The organism is Mucilaginibacter flavidus (assembly GCF_024055575.1).
Taxonomy (GTDB): Bacteria; Bacteroidota; Bacteroidia; order Sphingobacteriales; family Sphingobacteriaceae; genus Mucilaginibacter; species Mucilaginibacter flavidus.
Map to the genome: position 1 here is coordinate 15,487 of NZ_JAMXOE010000006.1, position 23,320 is coordinate 38,806.

Here is a 23,320-nt window from a genome sequence, read left to right on the forward strand (position 1 = left end):
ACGCCCTAATGACTAATGACCCAATGACTAATGACCAAACAATCGTCGCCCTTGCCACCCCAACCGGAACCGGGGCTATAGGTATTATCCGCCTTTCAGGACCGGAAGCAATCACTATAGCCAACAGCGTTTTTAAAGGAAAGGATTTAACCAAACAGGCATCGCACACCATTCATTTTGGCAGCATTACCGATGGCGATATGATATTGGACGAGGTTTTGGTTTCGTTATTTATAGCCCCGCGTTCTTACACCAGAGAAAACGTAGTTGAGATTTCATGCCATGGTTCGGCGTACATAATTGAATCAATTATAAAACTGCTGATAAAGAAGGGGGCGAGGTCGGCTAAAGCAGGAGAGTTTACATTGAGAGCTTTTCTCAATGGTCAGCTGGATTTATCGCAGGCAGAGGCTGTTGCTGATTTAATCGCATCCAACTCCAAAGCATCACAACAGGTGGCCTTAAACCAGCTTAGAGGCGGCTTTAGCAATCAATTACAAGCACTGCGCGAGCAACTGGTACAATTCGCCTCGCTGATTGAGCTGGAACTGGACTTTGCCGAAGAAGATGTAGAATTTGCCAACCGCGATCAGCTTAAAAAGTTGATTAACGAAATTAACCGGGTAATTGGCAGTCTTATCCGGTCGTTCGAATTGGGTAATGCCATAAAGCAGGGTGTAAATACCGTAATTGCTGGTCGACCAAACGCTGGTAAATCAACGCTTTTAAACGCTTTACTCAATGAGGAGCGCGCTATAGTCAGCCATATCCCCGGTACCACCCGCGATACTATTGAAGAAGTCCTGAATATACAAGGAATCAATTTCAGGCTGATCGATACTGCCGGTATCCGTGAGGCCACTGATACCATAGAGCAGATCGGGGTGCAGCGGACGATGGAAAAAATCAGCCAGTCGGCATTGTTGATTTATGTTTACGATGCATCTGAAATGACAGAAAAACAGCTGAACCAGGATATTGAAAGCCTGCAGAAGCCTGGCATTAATATGCTGTTGGTGGCCAACAAAATTGATTTATTAAATGGTGCGCCTATCCTGCTGGATTTCCCTGCCTATGGCCTCTCAAACTTAATCTTTATATCAGCTAAAGAAAAACTCCATATCGACGAATTGAAAAGCAGTATTTATAACGCTGCCATAAAAAGCCGGCTGAACGATGATGAAACGCTGGTAACCAATATCCGCCACCTGGAGGCGCTGCAAAAAACCGAAGAAGCCTTAAGCCGCGTACTTAACGGCATGGATACCGTAACTTCTGATTTTTTAGCGATGGATATTAAACAGGCTTTGCACTATCTCGGCGAAATTACCGGGGCAGTTACTACTGATGATTTGCTTGAAAATATTTTTAGTAAGTTTTGTATTGGCAAATAGGACGTGCACAATAGCCAATATTTGCGAACGTTTCCGACAAGTAAACATCTCACTGTTAATAAGGTATGGCAATTCTTCTGGTCCAAGCTCTTGGGTAATTGTGCCTGTTTTTCCGACTTTTGTTAGCCAGTTGTTACTCAAAAACATATGAGCGTCCAGGTTATAAAATGATCCACGAATATCCGCTGGGCGGTAAGCCGCCTATGATGACCCACCTGTTTGAAAATGTAAAGGGACATCGGATCATCGCCGCTAAAGGCGCACCCGAAGCGTTGATCAACATCAGCCATTTAAACAGCAGCGAAAAGAAACAGATAGCAGGAGCAATTGAGGTGCTTGCCTCAGAGGGTTACCGGATATTGGCGGTGGGCGAAGCTGATTTTCCGGGAAGCGACTTCCCGGTTACCCACCAGGGATTTCATTTTGTATTTAAAGGGCTAGTCGCCTTTTATGCGCATCTGTTAGATATCCTGATCGATCAATGCGCTGACGGGAACTGGAGAATTGAACTGGAATGAGAATACGGTAACGAATCATTCCATCATAAAAAAGAGTTCAAGGTGAAACAGAATAAAATATTGTATTAAATGAAGCTATATTATAGTATCTTAAAAGCGATGTATGGACGGATTTAACCTAAAGCGCATAGGGATCATCATGCGGCCGGAACCCGGAAATGAGCTGGAGATCAAAGGCGTATTAAATCCGGCGGCCATACGTGGACCTGACGGCGACCTGTATTTATTTCCGCCGCTGGTTGGGAAAGGGAATTATTCCCGCATAGCAAAAGTAATGTTCGACGAAAAGGGTGACCCAGTTGCGGTTAAACGGCTGGGTCACCTATTTTGAGCCGATCGGGCAATATATCATGACCTATACTGCTTTTTCGTCAAAGGGGCCGCGCACATTGCTTTAGCGGTGTCAAAAGACCTGTTACAATGGGAACGCCTGGGCCTCGCCGATTTTGCAGATTATAAACAGATCACTTTTAATGACGTTTGTAATAAGGATGCCTGCATCTTCCCCAAACCCATGACCAGCCCGCATGGCGACACTTCCATTGTGATGCTTCATCGGCCCTTATTTCCCGGTACCCTGCCGGAGGATATCATGTGCGACACTGACGACCGCAGGGTCAGGGTCCACCATGAATGTATCTGGATATCGTATAGCGATCTCATGCTAAACGGCCGTGAGGCCGAACACCTGCAGGAGTTTGAATCTAATAGTACGCTGGCATTGCCAGAGGCGGCATGGGAAAAGATCAAGATCGGTGCAGGAACACCTCCGGTTTTATGCAAGCACGGCTGGCTGCTGGTCTATCACGGTGTCCACCAAAAGCTACCTGTCGGTGATCGGTCACACCATTTGGTTTATTCAGCAGGCGTAATGATCTTAGGTATAGATCAGCCGGATAATATCTTATACCGGTCCTCGCATCCCATATTAGAGCCGCAACTTTTAGAAGAACGTGTCGGGATTGTCCAAAGCGTGGTTTTTCCTACCGGTATTGACCGGCCTGACGATCTGGGTACACCCAACCGTTTTGACATTTATTATGGAATGGCTGATAATTATATAGGGGTAGCGCGATTGGATATTCCTGATGAATTGCTAATGGGTTAAGGTTTAACGGAGACCGTTATACTTAGGCCGTTCAGTTTTTATACAGAATTAAATGATCAGCAATTGACAATCAAGTGAATTAAATTTAAAAGCGATTGGTAATTATTCTCTATTTTTGCAGAAGTTTGAAAAAGTTTGCGGCCATATTGCTTTTAACAGCCTACCTGTTCTCAACAACTGAACTACACCAGTTGCTGAAATTGCCTGTGGTGTTTGAGCACTTTGCCGATCACCGGAAGGGGAATAAGAACATTTCATTTCTGCAGTTCCTGAACATGCACTACATGCATGGCAGCCCGAAGGATAAAGACTACAGCGAGGATATGAAACTGCCTTTCAAAACGGCGGATAATTGTGCAGCCACGGTTTCGCCCGTGGTAATTCCGCGACTGGTTCATATTTTCGGTACCCATGTTATACACATTCCTGAAAAGGAAGTGCATATACCCCAGGATGAATTGATCCCATCGTCCTATTTATCCCGTGTCTGGCAACCGCCAAAATCTTGTTAATTAGTGTTCCATTCAATTTTATGAATAGTGCTTAAGCATAGTTATTTCTGCTATGCGGTACTTTTTGAATTACTAATTTTTCAAGATCATATTTTATGTTAAATCATATTATCGCTTTTTCCGTGAGGAATAAGCTGATCGTGGGGCTTTTTATCATTGCTCTGATCGGCTATGGCAGCTATCAATTCACAAAGCTGCCCATTGATGCCGTACCTGATATCACCAATAACCAGGTACAGGTTATCACCATTGCCCCTTCATTCGGGGCTACTGATATCGAACGTTTAGTAACGTATCCTATTGAACAAGCCAACAGCAATATTTCGGGCTTAAAAGAGATCCGAAGCTTTTCGAGGTTTGGCCTTTCACTCGTGACCATCGTTTTTGACGATGCCACCGATATTTACTGGGCAAGGCAGCAGGTAGCCGAACGTTTGCAAAAAGTTCAAAACCAGATACCGGCAGGCATTGGCACACCCGAGCTTGGCCCGGTAAGCACCGGGCTTGGCGAGATTTACCAGTATGTGGTGCGCCCGAAAAAAGGTTATGCCGGGAAATACAACGAAACAGACCTGCGGACCATCCAGGATTGGATCGTTCGCCGGCAGTTACTGGGGGTGAAAGGTGTAGCCGAGGTGAGCAGCTTCGGCGGCAAGCTGAAACAGTATTCCATTGAAGTCGACCCCAACAAACTGCTTTCGCATAATATTACGATTACTGATGTTTTTAAAGCGCTGGAAAACAACAACCAGAATACCGGCGGCGCCTATATCGAAAAAGGGCCAACAGTGCTTTATATCCGTAGCCAGGGATTGATCGGGAGCATGGATGATATCAACAACACGGTGATTAAAAACACAACCGATGGATCTCCGCTTTTTATTAAAGATGTGGCTGATGTTAAAATAGGCTATGCCACCCGCTACGGGGCGATGTGTTATAACGACGAAGGTGAAGTTGCCGGCGCCGTTGTAATGATGCTCAAGGGCGCCAACAGCAGTGAGGTGATCAAAAATGTGAAGGAGCGTATCGTGCAGATCCAGAAAACCATGCCCGAAGGCGTGGTGATCGAGCCATTCCTGGACCGGACCAAAATGGTAAACAATGCCATCGGTACGGTAGAGCGTAACCTGCTGGAAGGCGCGCTGATCGTCGTATTTGTACTGGTATTATTCCTCGGAAATTTCAGGGCCGGCTTGCTGGTCGCCTCTGTGATCCCGCTGGCTATGCTGTTCGCCATTATTATGATGAACCTTTTTGGCGTAAGCGGTAACCTGATGAGCCTTGGCGCCCTGGATTTTGGTCTGATTGTGGATGGCGCCGTAATTATTGTGGAGGCAGTGATGCACACACTTAGTCATAGTAAGCATTTTACAAAGGTTGGTGCATTAGGCCAGGAAGATATGGACAAGGAGGTGAACAGCTCTGCCAGCAAAATGATGAATAGTGCCGTTTTTGGACAGATCATCATCCTGGTGGTTTATCTGCCAATCTTCACTTTACAGGGCATTGAAGGCAAAATGTTTAAGCCTATGGCGCAAACGGTAGCCTTTGCTTTATTGGGTGCTTTTATTTTATCACTTACCTATATCCCTATGATGAGCGCCGTGTTCCTGAGTAAGAAGATCAAGCATAAGCCCAATTTTTCGGACCGGTTGATGGCGAAGGTAGAAAGAGCTTATCAGTCAGCCCTTAACCGGGTAATTGCTTTTCCTAAAGTGATTTTGCTAACTGTTGTGGGGCTGTTTATATTTTCCGCTTATGTGTTAACCACGTTAGGCGGCGAGTTTATACCCGCGCTGGAAGAAGGTGATTTTGCGGTGGACACAAGGGTATTAACGGGCAGCAGCCTCAATACAACCATCGCCAATACCCAAAAAGCGGCTCATATCTTAAAAACACAATTTCCTGAAGTAGAAAAGGTGGTGACGAAAATAGGCAGCGGTGAAGTACCGACGGACCCGATGCCGATGGATGCCAGTGATATGATGGTGATCCTAAAACCCAAGGAAGAGTGGACATCAGCCAAGACCTTTAATGAACTATCTGAAAAAATGGGAAAGGCTTTACAGGCTGTTCCGGGCGTTACCGCGGGCTTCCAGTTCCCGGTACAAATGCGTTTTAACGAACTCATGACGGGTGCGCGCCAGGATGTAGTTTGTAAAATATTTGGTGAAGACCTGGATACTCTTGCAACTTATGCTAATAAGCTGGGTAAGATCATCAATACCGTAGATGGCGCTAAAAACCTGTATGTGGAGGCGGTTGCAGGTATGCCGCAAATCATCATCAACTACAATCGTAATGCCATTGCACAGTATAACCTCAATATTACCGATATAAATAAGGTGGTGAATACCGCTCTTGCCGGACAAAGTACCGGCACCCTGTTTGAAGGCGAAAAACGCTTTGAAGTAGTGGTAAGGATGAGCGGCGAGCAGAAAAAAAACCTGAAGGATATCCAAAACTTACTCATCCCGACACCGCAAGGAACCCAAATCCCATTATATCAATTGGCAGATGTACAGATCAAGGACGGCCCCAACCAGATCCAGCGCGAGGATGCCAAACGCCGTATCGTAGTCGGCTTTAATGTGCGTGGCCGGGATGTGCAAACTATTGTAAACGAATTGCAGGCCAAGGTAGATAAGCAACTCAAATTCCCGACCGGGTATTACGTTACCTATGGCGGTGCATTTGAAAATCTGAATGCGGCAAAGCAGCGCTTATTGATTGCCGTTCCCGTTTCGTTGCTGCTCATCTTTCTGTTGCTGTATTTTGCATTCAACTCTATTAAGCATGGATTATTGATCTACTCTGCAATTCCCTTATCGGCTATCGGAGGCATCCTGTTCCTGGCTTTGCGGGGCATGCCATTCAGCATCAGCGCCGGAGTGGGCTTTATAGCCTTGTTTGGGGTGGCTGTGCTCAACGGAATTGTACTGATAGCAGAGTTTAACCAATTAAAAAAAGAAGGAATGACCGATTTGAAACGTATCGTAATAATGGGTACTAAAGTAAGGCTAAGGCCGGTACTCATGACCGCATTTGTAGCCTCGTTGGGCTTTTTTCCGATGGCTATCAGCAATGGTGCAGGAGCCGAAGTACAACGTCCTTTGGCCACGGTAGTCATCGGTGGTTTGCTGATTGCCACTTTTCTTACCTTGTTTGTATTGCCGGTGTTGTATATTATGTTCGAAAAAGCGTTCCTAACAGCACCGGGCAAAAAAACAACTAAAATACTGTCGGTTTTCTTGTTAATGGGCCTCAGTCAGTTTGCAAATGCCCAAACGCCTATAACGCTTAAAGCTGCGTTAGACACGGCTCTAAAAAACAATTTGCAGGTGAAGCACGAACAGTTGAAGGCAAAATATCATCAAATGCTGATCGGCACTTCGGCTAATATCTCCCAGGCAAGCTTATTTGGCGAAGCAGGGCAGATCAACAGCAGCTATACGGATACCAGGTTTGGCATTTCTCAATCCTTCAGCTTCCCAACCATGTACAGCAGGCAAAAGGAACTTTTAAAAGAAGATTGGAAAAACAGTGTATTGAGCGTTGCTGTCAATGAGGCGCTGTTAAAAAAGCAGGTCAGCCAGGTGTACTATACCCTGGTTTATATGGAACAGAAAAAGTTGTTGCTACAGCATACCGATAGCCTGTACCTGGGGTTTTATAAAAAAGCGGAGTTACGGCTGTCTAAAGGAGAAACCAATATACTAGAGAAAACCAGTGCCGAAACCTTACTGGGGCAGGCACGAATGCAATTGAACCAGTTGAAAGAAGATGAAGCCATATTGCAATTACAATTCCAGCTGCTGCTGAATTCAACTAATCTATTCACAATAACGCGTGCCAGCCATAAATTAAGTCTTTCTGCTGCCGAAGACAGCCTGAATTTAAAGGAACACCCGGCGGTAAAATTAATAGCGCAGCAACAACAAATTGCGAATGCCGCAATCCGCGTGGAAAAAAGCAGGCTTTTGCCTGATCTGTCCATCGGATATAACAATACCAGTATCAAGGGTATCGGGGCTGATAATAAGCTGTATAATGGCTCAAACCGGTTTAATTCGGTGCAGGTGGGAATTGGTATCCCCATTTTCGCAGGCGCACAAAAAGCCAGGATCAACAGCGCCCGGGTGAACAAACAGATAGCGGAGAGTAATTTTGCGTTGGAGGTACAAAACATAACATCTGCTTATCGTGCGGCAAATCTCCAATACCAGAAATATCTGCAAACCGTATCCTATTTTGAAAGCAAACCCTTAAAAAATGCCGAATTGATCACCAATACGGCCAACCAGCAAATAGCGGCCGGGAATATCAACTACCTGGAATGGGCGCAGCTGCTTAACCAGGCTACCACGATCAAAAATGATTACTTGGAGGCTGTCCGCAGCCTCAATGAGGCGGTCATACAACTTAACTATTTTTCTAACAACTAAAATTCAGCTCATGAAATCCATAATATATTTATCAGCAATCATATTAACCCTATCAGCCTGCGGCGGTAAAAAACCGGCAGCAGAAACTACAGACAAAGCAGGCAATCCAAATATTGTCACTTTAACAGATGCACAGCTAAAAAATGCATCGATAGCAACCGGTAAGATTGGGCAACAGGAAATCTCGTCCATATTAAAACTCAACGGCAAAATTGACGTTCCCCCGCAAAACATGGTTTCCATCAGTGTGCCTTTAGGCGGGTATTTGAAATCTACCAAACTGTTACCGGGCATGCATGTGAACAAGGGTGAGGCGATCGCGGTCATCGAGGATCAGCAATACATCCAGTTACAGCAGGATTATCTGACCGCGAAAGCAAGGATCGGGTACCTTGAAAATGAATACAACCGTCAAAAGGATCTTAACCAAAGCAAAGCCAGCAGTGATAAAGTTTTTCAACAGGCCGAGGCTGAATACAGGAGCCAACAGGTTTTGATCAGCTCTTTAGCTGAGAAACTGCAGCTTATCGGGATCAACGTGCGAAACATCAGCGCGGCGAAAATATCGCGGAGCGTGAATATTTATTCTCCGATCAGCGGCTTTGTATCTAAAGTAAATGTCAACATCGGCAAATACGTATCACCTACCGAAGTGCTTTTTGAGTTGGTTGATCCGACAGATATCCACCTGGCACTGAAAGTGTACGAGAAGGACCTGGATAAATTATACATCGGTCAAAAGCTGGTCGCCTATACCAATAATGAGCCGGCAAAAAAGCATGCCGGGGCTATTTTACTGATCGGCCGAGACCTTTCCGCCGACAGGAATGCTGATGTACATTGTCATTTTGAAACGTATGATAAAACCCTCGTCCCTGGCACTTATATGAATGCCGAAATACAGGTTAAAAATAGCAAGGCCTCAGTCTTGCCGGCAGATGCAATTATTCAGTTTGAAGGTAAACAGTATGTGTACCGGGTTAGGGGTGGAAACCAGTATGAGATGACTGAAGTAAAAACAGGTGAAAGCGAAAATGGCGCTACGGAAATTATTACGCAGAACAGTGAAACGCTTTCGGGCGTTTATGTTACCAAAGGTGCATACTCGCTGCTAATGATGATGAAAAATAAGGCGGAATAAATGGAATTTTTTCAAAAAAATCTGTTAACGATGAAAAAAAAATCTAAAATAACACTGACCGTCTTTATGTTCAACATTATCATATTTCCCGGTTGTGAAAAGGCTGTGGTATATAATGGAAATATCAGCGTTACCCTAAAATACAATCAGCAGGCTGTACCAGATATTTACATTTACTACTATTCTGGGATACCTTTAAAAGACAGCTCGGGAAACACCTGATACCACGGAATGCAGCTTTCCGCTGCTGACGGGAGTACTATATTCAGACAATTAACACCGGGTTCATATCACTTTACAGCATCCGGCTTTCTAGAGAAAACCGGTAAAATCATGCGGGCAGATACCGATATTATTGTAAGAAAGCGTTACCGGGACGAAAGTAATTATCAAGTATTGCTTCAGCTTCGTTCAGTTCCGGCAAGATTTGAGAAGTTAATTAAATAACCAATTGGGTACAGGCTTAATTTGGAGAGGGAAATTAATGACCATGTTACGCTTGTATTAATTAAAATATGTGTACAATTCAAAAATTGCTTTAAAGATTTTAGACTCCGCAATATTGTAGAGTCTAAAATTAATTTCGTTATCGATTTCAAAATGATTTTCGATAAGCCTAAAACTTTTTTTTAACTTATACCTTATAATAAATATGTTGGTATTTGAGGAAACTTTTCAAAGTTATTCACATTCTAAACAATGAAAGTATCCTAAAAAAAAGGTCGGATTTTTTGCTGCCTATTTGTAATTCAAAACTTATAACTAACTGATAATCAACGCAAAATTGCTTTCTGTATCGGCAAATAGCCAATAATTATTTTACTCCAGCCTTTAAAGATGATTCCCTTATAATCAACTCCGACCGTAATACAAGGCTATGCGTGTTTTGCAGCTCGCCTGGATTTACTAAATGATTGATGATCATTCTTGCCGCAAACTCGCCCATTTCAAAGCCTTTATAGTCAATAGTTGTTAATTGGGGTTCAACCACGCAGGCCATCTGGTCGTTATTAAAACCTGCGAAGGCTATGTCTCCGGGTATTTTTAAGCCGGCTTTTTTTATTTCGAGCATACAATTTATTGCACAAAAGTCGCTTGCCGCAAATACTGCATCGGGGAGGGGGCGCATTTTTAAGATTTTTTTGGCGGCTTGTATAGCAGCAGCCTGGCTCAGGTCATTAACTATCAACAGTTCATCCTCAAAAGGTAGTTGGTTATCCTTTAAAGCCTGTTGATAGCCGCGTGTCCGGTCGGCGTAAACATTGCGTCTTTGATCGCCGCTAATGTGAACTATTCTATTGCAGCCTTGTTCAATAAGGTGGCTTACCAAAGTATTGGCCGCTTTATAATTGTCGATACAAATGGCCGGATATTTTTCGTGTTCTATTACCCTGTCGAAAAACACAACGGGTATATTGCGCCTGGTAAACTGCTCAAAATGACTGATATTGGTAGTGTCGTACGCCAACGAAACCAATATGCCGTCTACACGGTTGTTAAACATCGCTTTTGCGTTGGTTATTTCATGCTGCATCGATTCAAATGATTGGCTGATAAAGAGTGTATATCCAGCCTTGTTAACCACCTTTTCAATTCCGGCTATAACATCCGACATAAAGTTGCTGTTAAGGCGCGGAACGATTACACCGATGATATTACTATTTTTTTTACGAAGGTTGCTCGCGAAGGAGTTAAAACGGTAACCCATTTTCTCCGCGGTGGCAAGTATCTTCTTTTTCGTGTTTTTATTTATTCCCGGATGGTCTTTTAAGCCCCGGCTTACAGTTGCGGCAGATAGGTTAAGCTTTTGAGCAATATCGTAAATGGTTATTTCTTTACCTGCGTCAGCCATGTTATTTCTATATTATAAATATACATCCGGTTGGTAATTTCCCCCAACTAATTTTGCATGAAATTCTTTGCAATCGATTGCAAAACAAATATATTTGAGGGTATAAACTTATTGTTTTATTTTCAACTACCGCGTTAATATTTCTCCATAAATAGGCTATAAATGAAAAACTTGTTTTATGTGTTATTGCCTGTAGTTTTAATTGTTCCATGTGCATGCTACGGGCAATCATTAGCAAAAACTCCTCACATATCGTTTACAAACGGTGCCGGGTATTTTGCTGTTTCCACTAATGGCGAATCAACGACGTTGTACACAACCGATGCGGAGTTTCCGGGGGTTACGCTCGCAGTAAAAAGCCTTCAGAATGATATTAAATCCGTGACCAATTCGTCACCCGCTACTATAAATAAAATCGGCGCAGAAAAGCAATTGATAATCATCGGAACAATCGGTAAAAATGGGCTGATTGACAAAATGATAAAACGGGGAAAAATAGACGCCGGCAGTATAATAGGAAAGTGGGAAGCGCATATTACGCAAGTAGTTGATAACCCCATTCCCGGTGTTAAAAAAGCATTGGTTATAGTTGGTAGTGATAAGAGAGGGACTATTTACGGCATATATGACCTGTCTGCACAAATGGGTGTATCTCCCTGGTATTGGTGGGCGGATGTACCCATACCACATCACGATAATTTATATATAACGCCTGGGAAATGTATTGAAAAAGGACCGGCGGTGAAGTACCGGGGAATATTTATAAATGACGAAGCACCGGCTTTTTCGGGTTGGGCTAAGGAGAAGTTTGGTGGTGTTAACCATTTGGTGTACGAAAAAATGTTTGAACTTATTTTGCGCTTAAAAGGGAATTATTTGTGGCCCGCCATGTGGGGAAATGCATTTAATGACGATGACAAACTTAACCCCGTGCTGGCAGATAAATATGGCATAGTTATGGGCACCTCGCATCACGAACCTATGGACAGGGCGCAGCAGGAATGGAAACGTTATGGCGTAGGCGCATGGAATTATGAAACCAACGGCGCTGTATTGCGCGATTTTTGGCGAAAAGGCATCGAAAACATGGGTAGTAAGGAAACCATTGTAACCGTTGGGATGCGGGGCGATGGCGATATGCCGATGACTGAAGGCAGTAACATAGCCCTGTTAGAAAAGATAGTAAAGGACCAGCGGCAGATAATTGCAAGTGTTACCGGGAAAGATGCAGCGCAAACTCCACAAATGTGGGCGCTGTATAAAGAAGTTCAGGCTTATTACGATAAAGGCATGCGCGTGCCCGATGATGTAACGTTGCTGCTTTGTGACGATAATTGGGGAAATATCCGCAAGCTGCCCAGGTCAGGCGGCCCAGCCAGGAAAGGCGGTTATGGCATTTATTACCACTTTGATTATGTGGGCGACCCGCGTAATTATAAATGGGTTAATACTAATCAAATAAGTAAGACGTGGGAACAAATGCACCTGGCTTATGAATACAATGCCCGCCAGGTTTGGATTGTAAACGTTGGAGACCTGAAGCCCATGGAATTCCCAATAAGCTTCTTCCTGGATTATGCATGGTCGCCGGATAAGTGGCCGGTCACCAGCCTTGATAAATATACGGAGCAATGGGCGGCCCAACAATTCGGAACGGTGCACGCTGCAGAAATAGCCCATGTTTTAAATTTGTACACCAAATTTAATTCCCGCCGAAAGCCTGAACTGCTTAACGACAGTACTTATAGCCTGGTTAATTATAACGAGTTTGAAAATGTAGTAAAAGGTTATGAAAATCTTAGAGCTGCGGCTACAAGGCTTCGCGCGAAACTACCTCCTCAATTTAAAGATGCTTACTACCAACTGGTGTTGCACCCGGTGGAAGCTTGTGCAAACCTTTACGAAATGTATTACTACACGGCGAAAAATAAGGCTTATGCAACACAGCAAAGGGCGGCTACTAATGCAATGGCCGACAGTGTAAGAAAGTGTTATGAACGCGATTCCTTGATATCTGATTACTATAACAAGGTTATGGCCAATGGTAAATGGAACCACATGATGGATCAAACTCATATTGGTTATACCTACTGGCAGCAACCGGCTCATAACAAATTGCCGGATTTGAAAACGATTCAACTGCCGGCGGCCGCGCCGCAAATGGGGGTCAGTATTGATGGAACTGAATTGGGCCAGTCGAAACAATCGCTGGCTTTTTTCCAGGGTGAAAAGCGAAAGCATTATATCGAAATTTTTAACAAAGGGCAGGGCAGTTTTGGCTATAAAGTTTTGCTAAAAGCTGATTACATAACGATCGGGCCTGCAAACGGCAACATAATTGATGAGCAGCGACTTTGGGTAAATGTGGACTGGATAAAAGCACCAAAGGGAATAAGCAAGGTGCCTGTAGTTATTGATGGAAATAGTCAAAAAGTCGCGTTAGAGGTGCTTATAAATAAAACGTTACCGGCGAATGCTTCAGGCTTTTATGAAGAAAATGGCGTTGTTTCAATAGAAGCTGAGCATTATACCAAAGTTGTTGGGAACAAGAATGTGGCATGGACAATCATCCCTGGATATGGAAGGACACTATCCGGCGTAATGCCGGCTCCCGTTACCGCCAAAAGCCAAATCCCTGGTGGCAATGGTCCGCATTTGGAGTATACAATAAATTTAAGCGACACGGGCAGGGTAGAGTTTGAGGCCTATATTTCGCCTGCCATTGATTTTACAAACACACACGGTCTTCGTTATGCCATTTCAATAGATAATGAACAGCCGCAGGTGATTAATATCAACGCAGATCAGTCGCCACAGGCATGGAGCATCGATGTAAGCAATAATATCAAAAAGCTTACTTCTACTCACAGGATAAGTAAAACCGGGCGGCATGTTTTAAAATACTGGATGGTTGATCCGGGTGTGGTACTGCAAAAACTCGTGATTAATTGTGGTGGTGAAAAACCAAGTTATTTGGGCCCGCCGGAAAGTTTTTACCGGGTAACCAAATAATGTTTTCATTTGATCTATTTCCCAAGGTTAACAAAAATAAAATATTTATGCAATCGATTGCATAAATATTTTATACATTAGCATTTGTAAGCACTTTTTAGGCGGGTGATAATACCACGACCGCGACTAAAAACCCAAGTGATATTATAAATCTTATAAAATGAATATATCTCCTAAACTGGCCATAATAACTGGCGGGGCATCAGGAATAGGACTAGCCACAACGAAGGCTTTTGTAGCAAACGGCATTAAAACTATAATAATTGGGCGTAATGAGAAAAAATTGCAGGACGCTGCAAATGATTCCGGCGAATTATGTTGTTACAAGATTTATGATTTAAATAATACAGCTGGTTTACCGGATTTTGTTAACTCATTGGTAAAAGAGTTCGGCACGCCCGATATCCTGGTAAATAACGCAGGTATAAACATGAAGAAGTCGTTTACCGAAGTTACCGACCAGGATTTTCAACAGGTGATTCAAACCAATCTGCTCTCCGTATTTTCATTGACCCGTGAGGTTGTTAAATATATGCTGGAAAAGAGAAGTGGCAGTATAGTTAATATTAGCTCGATGGCTGCGCAATATGGTATACCGTTGGTAATTGCCTATACTGCTGCCAAAACGGCTATCGAAGGGATTACGAGGGCTATGGCGACCGAACTTTCGCCCCGTGGTATCCGTGTAAATTGCGTGGCCCCCGGGTTTATTGCTACGGCCATGTCGGGCACCGCATTGGAAAGTGATGCCGAACGAAAAAATAAAGTACTATCAAGAACTCCAATGGGCAAACTTGGTGATGTCGATGATGTTGCCGCAGCAATTTTGTATCTAACGTCGGATGCCGCTAAATTTGTTACCGGCGTTGTTTTGCCGGTAGATGGAGGCAATTCTATCGGTTTTTAATGTTTTCAGTTGTTAAATAATATGGCGAAACATTTGACAATCCAACAGGCAGGGCAAAGCAAGGGGAGAACAGTCTTCTTTACCGTTTGCACTTTTCTTACCCTGGCAGCCTGCATTTGCACCGCGCAGGTACGCTTGCCGCAGCTAATAAGTGATGGTATGGTGTTGCAACGCGATACGAAATTGAATTTATGGGGTTGGGCATCGCCGGGCGAGCACATCACAATTCAATTTAACCATCAAATTTCAAAAATCATTGCCGACGCCGCCGGGAATTGGAAAACAACAATGCTGCCAATGAAAGCCGGTGGGCCTTATCAAATGGATATCAATGCAAGGAACCATATCATTATCAAAAATATTTTAATAGGCGATGTTTGGTTTTGTTCCGGCCAATCAAACATGGTTATTAATATGGAGCGGGTAAAGGAAAGATACCCAAATGAAATAGCGACCGCGGAATATCCAAAGATCAGGAATTTTTTCGTTGCAACAGCCAGCGATGTAAGAAGTGTACATCAAGATTTGCCCGCGGGCAAATGGATAAGCGCCAATCCGACTGATGTGCTCACATTTGGCGCGGTGTCTTATTTTTTTGCGAGGGACTCGTATCTTAAATATCATGTCCCCATCGGAATCATAAACTCGAGCGTAGGGGGCACCCCCATCCAGGCTTGGACAAGCGCTGACGGGTTAAAGGGAATTCCTAAATACGCCGACCGTTTGGCTCAGCTTAAGGATACGGCGTATCTCAATAGATTACAAAACCCGGCGAAGCCTGCCATTGAACAGAAAGCAGGGATCAAACAACCAGATAAAGGACTCAGCGGTGAACTGAAGTGGTATGAGGTTAACTATCAACCAAAAGACTGGCACAAGTTCTGGCTTCCCGGTTACTGGGCCGACCAGGGCATAAAAGGGCTAAATGGTGTGGTATGGTTTCGTAAAGAGATACAGGTGCCTGCGCGCATGGCTGGTAAACCGGCAAAGTTGTTCGTTGGCCGGATTGTGGATGCCGACGAGACTTATGTTAATGGTGTAAAAGTTGGCAATATCACTTATCAATATCCGCCCCGAAGGTATACTATACCGGCCAGGGTGCTCAAGGCCGGGAATAACCTTATTGTGGTGAGGGTTACCAATACATCAGGAAAAGGCGGCTTTGTGCCCGACAAACGTTACGAACTGACTGACGATACTACTACGATCGATATTCGAGGCGATTGGCAATATAAGGTAGGGCAGGTGTTTGGTCCTGTGGAGGAGACGAGCAATACAATCGCGCCATTTTCAGCGCAGAACGAGCCGGCCGGATTATACAACACCATGGTTGCGCCTGTCATCAACTACGCAGTTAAAGGTTTTGTGTGGTACCAGGGTGAAGCAAATACTTTCAGCCCAAAAGAATACAATCAACTGTTGCCAGCATTAATTAGCGACTGGCGTGCAAAGTGGAAAATCCCAGACCTGCCTTTTTTGTACGCTCAGCTACCAAACTTTATGGAAGTTCAATACTCGCCATCCGAAAGCCAGTGGGCCGAAGTGAGGGAAGCTCAGTTGCATACTTTATCGGTACCAAAAACCGGGATGGCTGTGGCAATTGATGCCGGCGAGTGGAATGATATACATCCATTAAATAAAAAAGATGTTGGCGACCGCCTTGCACTTGCTGCCGAAAAGGTTGCCTATGGCGAAAAGCAACTTGTTTCTTCCGGTCCCATTTTTCAATCGGCCGCTATTGAAGGCAATAAAATTATCATCAGGTTTACCAGCGTAGGCTCGGGTTTGATGATAAAAGATGGTACCGAACTTAACCAGTTTGCGATTGCAGGCGCCGATAAAAAGTTTGTTTGGGCAAACGCGATAATTGATGGTGACAGGGTGGTGGTAACGAGAGAAGAAGTATCCAGGCCAATGTATGTGCGTTATGCCTGGGCAGATAACCCGGAGGGAGCAAACTTGTATAATAAAGAAGGTCTTCCTGCATCACCGTTCAGAACGGATAGTCAGTAGTAATTTGATTAGATATTAACAAAGTATTTACTATGAAAAAAGCAGTTTACTTACTTATTTTCGCCGCTTTCCAGGCCGCTGCGCAAAGTACAAGCCAGTCCTCGCCCGGTAATTATCCTGCACCGGTAAATTTTACCGCCGAACAGGACCATCAAAACATGATGGACCAACTGGGCATTAAGTCGCTTCGCCCCGGTCCAAGTGGTAACGAGAACGATGCCAATCATGCCAATTACGACGAATCAAAAGCAAATCTATGCCCTGCCTTGCCGGATGTGCTTACCTTAAAAAATGGCAAAAAAGTATCGTCGCCTGATGTATGGTGGAAAATGCGCCAGCCCGAGATAGTTGAAGATATGGAGCGGGAAGTGTATGGGCGGCTTCCTAAAATTTTACCTAAGGTAACCTGGGAAACCAAATATATTGATCATGAGTATATTGGTTTCACCCCGGTTATCGCAAAGCAACTGGTGGGGCATGCAGATAATTCGGCATATCCATTAATTAGCGTCGATATTGAGATGACTGTGGTTTTACCTGCAAATGCAAAAGGCCCTGTACCTTTGCTAATGATGTTTGGCCCGGCTCGCGCTCCTTCTCCGAGCCAACCTAACCCTGCCCAGATTGATGAGTTAAACAATGCGCTCAGAAAATTACTGGTGCAACAGGACCCAGCCCTGCAAAATGTATTTAATGAGCATCCTGCATATCAAATGGTTACGGCATCATATCCCTTTTTTGGCCCTCCAAGGCAGCCAACCCCGGGTCCGGTTGACCAACCTGGGGTAAATGGTGTGAATAACGACCCGCCAACCAACGAACAGCTGATTGCAGCCGGTTGGGGTTTTGCTTATATAAATCCGGGCAGCATACAGGCTGATAACGGTACAGGATTAACGCGCTGCATAATAGGCCTTGTCAACAAAGGCCAGCCACGCAAGCCCGATGATTGGGGCGCTTTGAGGGCATGGGCATGGGGTGCTGCACGCGGTTTGGATTACCTCGAGGCAAATGAGCCAAAGGTTGATGTTAAACATGTTGGTATTGAGGGCGTCTCAAGATATGGAAAAGCAGCGCTTGTTACCATGGCGTTTGAACCGCGATTTGCATTGGGGCTCATCGGTTCATCAGGAGAAGGAGGTACTAAACTAAACCGCAGGAATTGGGGCGAAGCTGTTGAAAGTTTAACAGGTGGTGAATACTACTGGATGGCAGGGAATTTTATGAAATATGGAGCCTCCGAGGCAAAGTTCGGCAGCAAAACAGCCTGTGATATACCTGTTGATTCGCATGAGTTAATTGCGCTGTGCGCGCCGCGATTGCTTTTAGTAAGTTATGGTATTCCCGAAAAAGGTGACGCCAAATGGCTTGATCACCAGGGAAGCTACATGGCCGAGGTTGCTGCAGGTACAGTTTACAAGTTACTTGGCGTAAAGGACCTTGGTGTTTCCAACGACTATAACACTGAAAAAATGCCACCGGTTAACACACCCATGCTTGACGGCCAGTTGGCATGGCGACAACACGACCAGGGGCACCAGGACCAGGCAAATATGAAATGGTTTTTGAAATGGGCGAATAAAAATATTGGTCGGTAGTAGTTCTTAAAGCGGCATTTATAAAAGGGCTATTGTTAATTAATTTACTAAGATAAAAGCCCTTTTGCAAAAACAGGAACTAATCCATCGTGCAATTAGTCCCTGTAGGCCATAGACGAAGGCGAAGTCGACTGGATGTTTATTCCAGTGACTTTCCAAAGGTGCACCATTGAAATTTGCTTTACCAGACGCCAATCTGGTAACAACATTGGTTGATCTTAACGCAATACGACAGAAATCTTTTACTCCAAAATCAAGTGAATCAATGATTTGGATAATTACAAAACTATAATAACACCCTCTTTTTCACTAATATCCATGTATTGTTTCAAGTTCTGTACGTCATCATCTACCAGCTTTTTGAACAGCGGATTAAACACGTGGGCCAGGCTTGCACCCAAGCCGCCGGCGGGTGGCTGGTAGCTGATAACCACGTCAATGAGCGTTCCACCATCTTCGGTATCGCGGAAGCGGACTTTACCTGCATTATCAATAATTGAATCGGGGAGCGAACTCCAGCCTATCATATACCCAGGCTCATCATGAACAATTTCAGCATCCCAACTCACGTTAGCCACGCCGGTTGGAAGCTTAAGTACCCAATGCGAACGCTTTTCGTCAATCACATCTACCTTGTCCAGGTGTTTCATAAACAGCGGTAGGTTATCCAGCTGACGCCAAAAGGCATAAACTTCCTGCCTTGGTTTATCGATACTGAATGCCGTACGAATATTTACATTAACAGGGGAGGTGCTTAGTTTACCCGCTTGTGAGTAAAGTTCGCAATGACCGCTAATGCCGCGATTTACAAGGTAACCGCCCGCTCCAAGCTTTAATATACTGGTAAAAGGGCTCTTAAAGATATTCCGGATACCTGAAAAACTAAGTTTTACACCTGCCGCTATCGATATGTACCGCTCGGGCCAGTTTAAATTTATTGTTGCGTTACCATTGTGCCGGATACGCTGTAATGCTGTGGTTGCCATAATAATTGTTTAAATAGGTAATAGATATTTAACAATGGATATGGGAAGTAGTTTTATTTATTGTGATTTCACCGATTTTAACCACTGATTTGGGATGATTACGCTAATTTTGGATTGCTGATTTTGTCTGAACCTTGATTCGCCAGATTAAATGATTACCAGGTTGTATCTTTTTATTCAACTTAAACTTAATCAACTCAATCCAACTTAATCAACCCAATCAACTCCTAATACTTGAACTTAAAATTGGACAGATCGGGCACATACTTCTTAGTACGGCTCAACTCGTACTGATAAATTACCTGCCCCAAGTTTTTCATGAAAGGGAGGCATACAGTGGCATATTCGTACTTGTCGTCATTATAGATGCCGTCCTCGTTTGATTGTACAACTGCTGTTAATATGAATTCCACATTGTGCTTGAAATCAACAATATAAGCATTATCAATATTGTAGCCGTATGAGTCGCCCACCTTGTTGAATATCCTGATATACGGGTTAATAGTTGCTGTGCTGTCGCCATCGTAGAAGAGGAACTTGCAGTAGGCTGGGTAGTATTCGGGCCGGTTGTAGGTAGGCTTGGTGCTTTCGCCGGGAAACATGCTCATGTAGCGGTAGATAAATTTATAATGGTCAGCCGTTAGGTTAAACTGTTGTTCTTTGGGAAACACACCCGGAAACAGCAAGCGTTTTAACACCGTTTGCATATCGGCAATGGTGTAAACATTTTTCTCGCTGAAATCGAAAGGCTTGTTTATCAGCTTGTCGTTTTTATCCAGGTAGCCAATTCCCTGTATCATATTGTCAAGATGCATGGGATATTCGCTAGCATCATATTGCGCGGGTTGGTGGTAAACCAGCTTATCTCCGTTATAAAAGTCAATAGAATTGGTGTGTTTAGCATTTTCACCGGCATCGTAAATAGCCAGTCGGCCAATAATTCGGGTATTGTTAAGTCCGTATTTTTTTAGCTTTTGATTGATTTCGGCCCGGCCAACGAACTCATATAAGCGATTATAGGCAAAGTTATCGCTAACCAGCAGTATTTTTTTGATGTAGTTTTCAATACTTGGCAATCCGTTAGTTGATGAAGTATCTTCCAGCATTTTAGTTTCGCCGGTAAACGAACTGTCAGTTTTCATGACGGATTGCATCGTCAACCCGGGTATATTCAATTCGTTCAGTTTTTCAAGTGCAAATATGGCAGTAGGTAATTTCACTGTACTGGCAGGATAAAAATAGTGGTTGGCATTAAGGTGATAGCTGTATGATTTGAAGTGTGGCACATTGTTTTTGTCGCGGTTAATTTGCGTATACAATATCTGCACTTCATTATTGGTGCGATGTTTTAAAATGCCTGCAAACAGCTCGGGGTGTGATTGCAGCAGGCTTTTAAGGAAAATGGTGTCGGGCTGTTGCGCAAAAGCGGTAATATTCATCATCAAAAACAAATAAAGTAAAATGTATTTCTTCATGGTGCCGGGCGTTGTTAAATCAAACTTAATCAACGCAATTAACCCAGTCAACTTAATCAACAACAATATTTGAGTTTTTAAATTCTTATCCTACTTTTGCAGCGCTTAAGGTTCCTGGTTTATCATCAGGATTAAAAGGGAATATGGTGTAAATCCGTAACTGTCCCGCAGCTGTAAGCTCTATAACCAATGCCCATTCAAATGGTCACTGTTCGCCAACCGGCGGATGGGAAGGCCGGGCAAGAGGGGAGCAAGTCAGAATACCTGCCAAAGGCATTAATATTATTCATAGCTTTCGGGGATTGAAGCTTGAATGTGAATGCCCGTCCGGAGGTGTGTTTCCATTCCAAACTTTCCATTTCTGTGATGCTGTGGGTTTAAACTCACAACAACATGAAAAAAAATTACTTTGTTGCTGCAGGCCTGGGGTTTGCACAACTCGCGCTGTTGAGTACAGCTGCGCATGCCCAGGATACATCCAGGGTATTGAATGATGTGGTAGTAACTGCCACGCGGTCGCCAAAAAAATTGAGCGAAATTGGCAGGGTAGTAGCCGTTATTACTGCCGAACAAATCAACAAGTCAACAGGTAAAACCTTGCCACAGTTGCTAAACTCGGTGCCGGGTATTACATTTTCGGGAGCCAACAACGCGCCGGGAATAAGTTCGTCCATTTTTCTTCGTGGCGCCTCAACGGGCAATACGCTCATTTTAGTTGATGGTTTTGCAGTTAACAACTCGTCGTCTATCGATGGTAGTTATGATTTAAATGCATTCCCGCTCGATCAGATTGAACGCATCGAAATTTTAAAAGGAAGCGGCTCAACCTTATACGGTTCGGATGCGGTTGCAGGTGTAATTAACATCATTACCAAACATCCCAAACAACGAGGGCTTAAGGCTAACCTGCAGGCAAGTGGTGGTACTTATAGTACATTTAATGAGTCAGCCGGCTTAGACGGGCGGATTAAGAATACAGGCATCGCCATAAACCTTTCAAATACCGACTCAAAAGGTTTTGCGGCTGCTACTGATACTACAGGTAACGGCAATTTTAAGAAAGACGGCTTTCACCAGCGGTCGGCAAGTGTGAATTTAACCCAACAGATATCGGAGAAATTTATACTGAACGGGAATTTGCAGGCAAGTTATAACAAAGGTGATTTACCAGCTGCGGCCTTTAAAGATGATAAAGGATACACCTATGCCAACACTTTTATATTCGGCGGCTTAGGAGGTAAACTTAAACTGGAGAAAGGAGATTTGAGATTTAATATCAGCCAAAATAGTGTGAAAAACCGCTATAACGATTTGGCGGGTCCGTCTAACTTTAATTTCCCTTTTTACCAAAAAAACACAGGTAACATTACGAATGCCGACGCTGTTTTTAATTATGGGATTAACAAATACCTTGATATTACCAGTGGTGCGAATTTCAAATACAGCAAAACCGACCAGTTTAATACCTACGATACGCTAAAGGATAAACACAACAGTATTGCCAGCGTATACACTACCCTGTTTTTTAAAACCGGTATGTTCCATTTAGAGTTAGGTGGCCGGTACAATCACCATAGCAAATATGGCAGTAACTTTACTTATACCGTTAACCCTTCGCTTTACCTTGCCGACCAATTTAAAGTGTTCGGAACCATTGCATCAGCATTTAAAGCGCCATCATTATACCAGTTATTTTCTCAATACAAAAATCCAGACCTGAAACCGGAAACAACCACATCTTACGAGGCCGGTTTCGATTGGCAACTGGTTAAAAATACATTATCTTTTAATACCGTGTTTTATAAATATGATACAAAGGATGTTATCTATTTCAAAAATTTAAACGACCCGCCGTATGGTGTTTACGAAAACGGCGCATTTCAGAAGGATAAAGGATTTGAAAGCGAACTGAAATTAAACATTGATAAACTTACCGCATCGGCATTTGCTGCTTATGTAACCGGCAAACAAACCGATGTTAACGGTAAGCAAACAGCTAACCTTTTCAGAAGGCCTAAAAACACATACGGAGCCTCAGTTGCTTATCAATTTATTAAAAGCTTTTCGGCCGGTTTAGATTATAAATATACCGGTGACAGGAGCGATACCAAATTTAATCCTGATTTCTCATCCAGTATTGTTAACTTAAAACATTATAATCTGGTTGATGCACATCTGCAATATGACGCTAACAAACGAATTGTTTTATTTGCTGATTTAAAGAACCTGTTTGATGCAAAATATATTGATTGGGTAGGTTACAATACCCGCGGATTTAACTTTATGGCCGGGATTAAGTACCAAATAAACTAACATTTTTATTTAACAGGATAATACGTAATTTTACAGCATAAAT

At 43.6% G+C, this 23,320-nt stretch carries 16 protein-coding genes and 1 riboswitch; of the genes, 13 read left to right on the plus strand and 3 right to left on the minus strand.

The annotated features are described in order from the left end of the window. Positions 1-8 precede the first annotated feature (8 nt). From mnmE to NAF19_RS11585, 8 genes are all read left to right on the plus strand, one after another. Positions 9-1,394 (plus strand): tRNA uridine-5-carboxymethylaminomethyl(34) synthesis GTPase MnmE, encoded by a 1,386-nt coding sequence (gene mnmE, locus NAF19_RS11550; protein ID WP_370362871.1) that lies wholly within the window; start codon positions 9-11, stop codon positions 1,392-1,394. A gap of 167 nt (positions 1,395-1,561) precedes the next feature. Further along, complete coding sequence (locus NAF19_RS11555) at positions 1,562-1,912, plus strand: hypothetical protein (RefSeq protein WP_252790206.1); 351 nt, start codon at positions 1,562-1,564, stop codon at positions 1,910-1,912. Between the two features lie 103 nt (positions 1,913-2,015). Then, on the plus strand, positions 2,016-2,243 hold the full coding sequence (locus tag NAF19_RS11560) for a hypothetical protein (RefSeq protein WP_252790207.1): 228 nt from the start codon (positions 2,016-2,018) through the stop codon (positions 2,241-2,243). Between the two features lie 57 nt (positions 2,244-2,300). Further along, positions 2,301-3,020 (plus strand): glycoside hydrolase family 130 protein, encoded by a 720-nt coding sequence (locus NAF19_RS11565; RefSeq protein ID WP_370362875.1) that lies wholly within the window; start codon positions 2,301-2,303, stop codon positions 3,018-3,020. Between the two features lie 125 nt (positions 3,021-3,145). Further along, positions 3,146-3,532, plus strand: a complete 387-nt coding sequence (locus NAF19_RS11570; protein ID WP_252790209.1) for a hypothetical protein — start codon at positions 3,146-3,148, stop codon at positions 3,530-3,532. Positions 3,533-3,627: 95 nt separating this feature from the next. Continuing rightward, positions 3,628-7,980 carry a CusA/CzcA family heavy metal efflux RND transporter gene (locus NAF19_RS11575; protein ID WP_252790210.1) on the plus strand — a complete coding sequence of 1,451 codons (4,353 nt, stop codon included), beginning with the start codon at positions 3,628-3,630 and terminating at the stop codon, positions 7,978-7,980. A 10-nt stretch (positions 7,981-7,990) separates the two neighbouring features. Continuing rightward, positions 7,991-9,121 (plus strand): efflux RND transporter periplasmic adaptor subunit, encoded by a 1,131-nt coding sequence (locus NAF19_RS11580; protein WP_252790211.1) that lies wholly within the window; start codon positions 7,991-7,993, stop codon positions 9,119-9,121. Positions 9,122-9,151: 30 nt separating this feature from the next. Beyond that, a complete protein-coding gene (locus NAF19_RS11585) occupies positions 9,152-9,343 on the plus strand; it encodes a hypothetical protein (protein ID WP_252790212.1) in 192 nt (63 codons plus the stop codon). Between the two features lie 592 nt (positions 9,344-9,935). Here the strand turns inward: NAF19_RS11585 and NAF19_RS11590 are convergent. Continuing rightward, positions 9,936-10,973: a LacI family DNA-binding transcriptional regulator gene (locus tag NAF19_RS11590; protein ID WP_252790213.1), complete on the minus strand. Its 1,038-nt coding sequence runs from the start codon at positions 10,971-10,973 to the stop codon at positions 9,936-9,938. Positions 10,974-11,135: 162 nt separating this feature from the next. Here NAF19_RS11590 and NAF19_RS11595 point away from each other — a divergent pair, with 162 nt between their 5' ends. From NAF19_RS11595 to NAF19_RS11610, 4 genes are all read left to right on the plus strand, one after another. Beyond that, a complete protein-coding gene (locus NAF19_RS11595; RefSeq protein ID WP_252790214.1) occupies positions 11,136-13,985 on the plus strand; it encodes a glycosyl hydrolase 115 family protein in 2,850 nt (949 codons plus the stop codon). 160 nt (positions 13,986-14,145) lie between these two features. Beyond that, the gene (locus NAF19_RS11600) at positions 14,146-14,892 is read left to right on the plus strand and encodes an SDR family NAD(P)-dependent oxidoreductase (RefSeq protein WP_252790215.1); all 747 of its coding nucleotides are present in this window, start codon (positions 14,146-14,148) and stop codon (positions 14,890-14,892) included. A gap of 21 nt (positions 14,893-14,913) precedes the next feature. Continuing rightward, the gene (locus NAF19_RS11605; RefSeq protein ID WP_252790216.1) at positions 14,914-16,905 is read left to right on the plus strand and encodes a sialate O-acetylesterase; all 1,992 of its coding nucleotides are present in this window, start codon (positions 14,914-14,916) and stop codon (positions 16,903-16,905) included. A gap of 32 nt (positions 16,906-16,937) precedes the next feature. After that, positions 16,938-18,503 carry a glucuronyl esterase domain-containing protein gene (locus tag NAF19_RS11610; RefSeq protein WP_252790217.1) on the plus strand — a complete coding sequence of 522 codons (1,566 nt, stop codon included), beginning with the start codon at positions 16,938-16,940 and terminating at the stop codon, positions 18,501-18,503. Between the two features lie 278 nt (positions 18,504-18,781). Here the strand turns inward: NAF19_RS11610 and NAF19_RS11615 are convergent, their stop codons facing one another. Together NAF19_RS11615 and NAF19_RS11620 are read right to left on the minus strand one after the other, a co-directional pair. After that, the gene (locus tag NAF19_RS11615) at positions 18,782-19,489 is read right to left on the minus strand and encodes an SRPBCC family protein (RefSeq protein WP_252790218.1); all 708 of its coding nucleotides are present in this window, start codon (positions 19,487-19,489) and stop codon (positions 18,782-18,784) included. 227 nt (positions 19,490-19,716) lie between these two features. Beyond that, positions 19,717-20,964, minus strand: a complete 1,248-nt coding sequence (locus tag NAF19_RS11620; protein ID WP_252790219.1) for a serine hydrolase — start codon at positions 20,962-20,964, stop codon at positions 19,717-19,719. A 91-nt stretch (positions 20,965-21,055) separates the two neighbouring features. Beyond that, positions 21,056-21,250, plus strand: a riboswitch (cobalamin riboswitch). Between the two features lie 107 nt (positions 21,251-21,357). Between NAF19_RS11620 and NAF19_RS11625 the strand changes: the two genes are divergently transcribed. Further along, positions 21,358-23,277 (plus strand): TonB-dependent receptor plug domain-containing protein, encoded by a 1,920-nt coding sequence (locus NAF19_RS11625; protein ID WP_252790220.1) that lies wholly within the window; start codon positions 21,358-21,360, stop codon positions 23,275-23,277. Positions 23,278-23,320 lie beyond the last annotated feature (43 nt).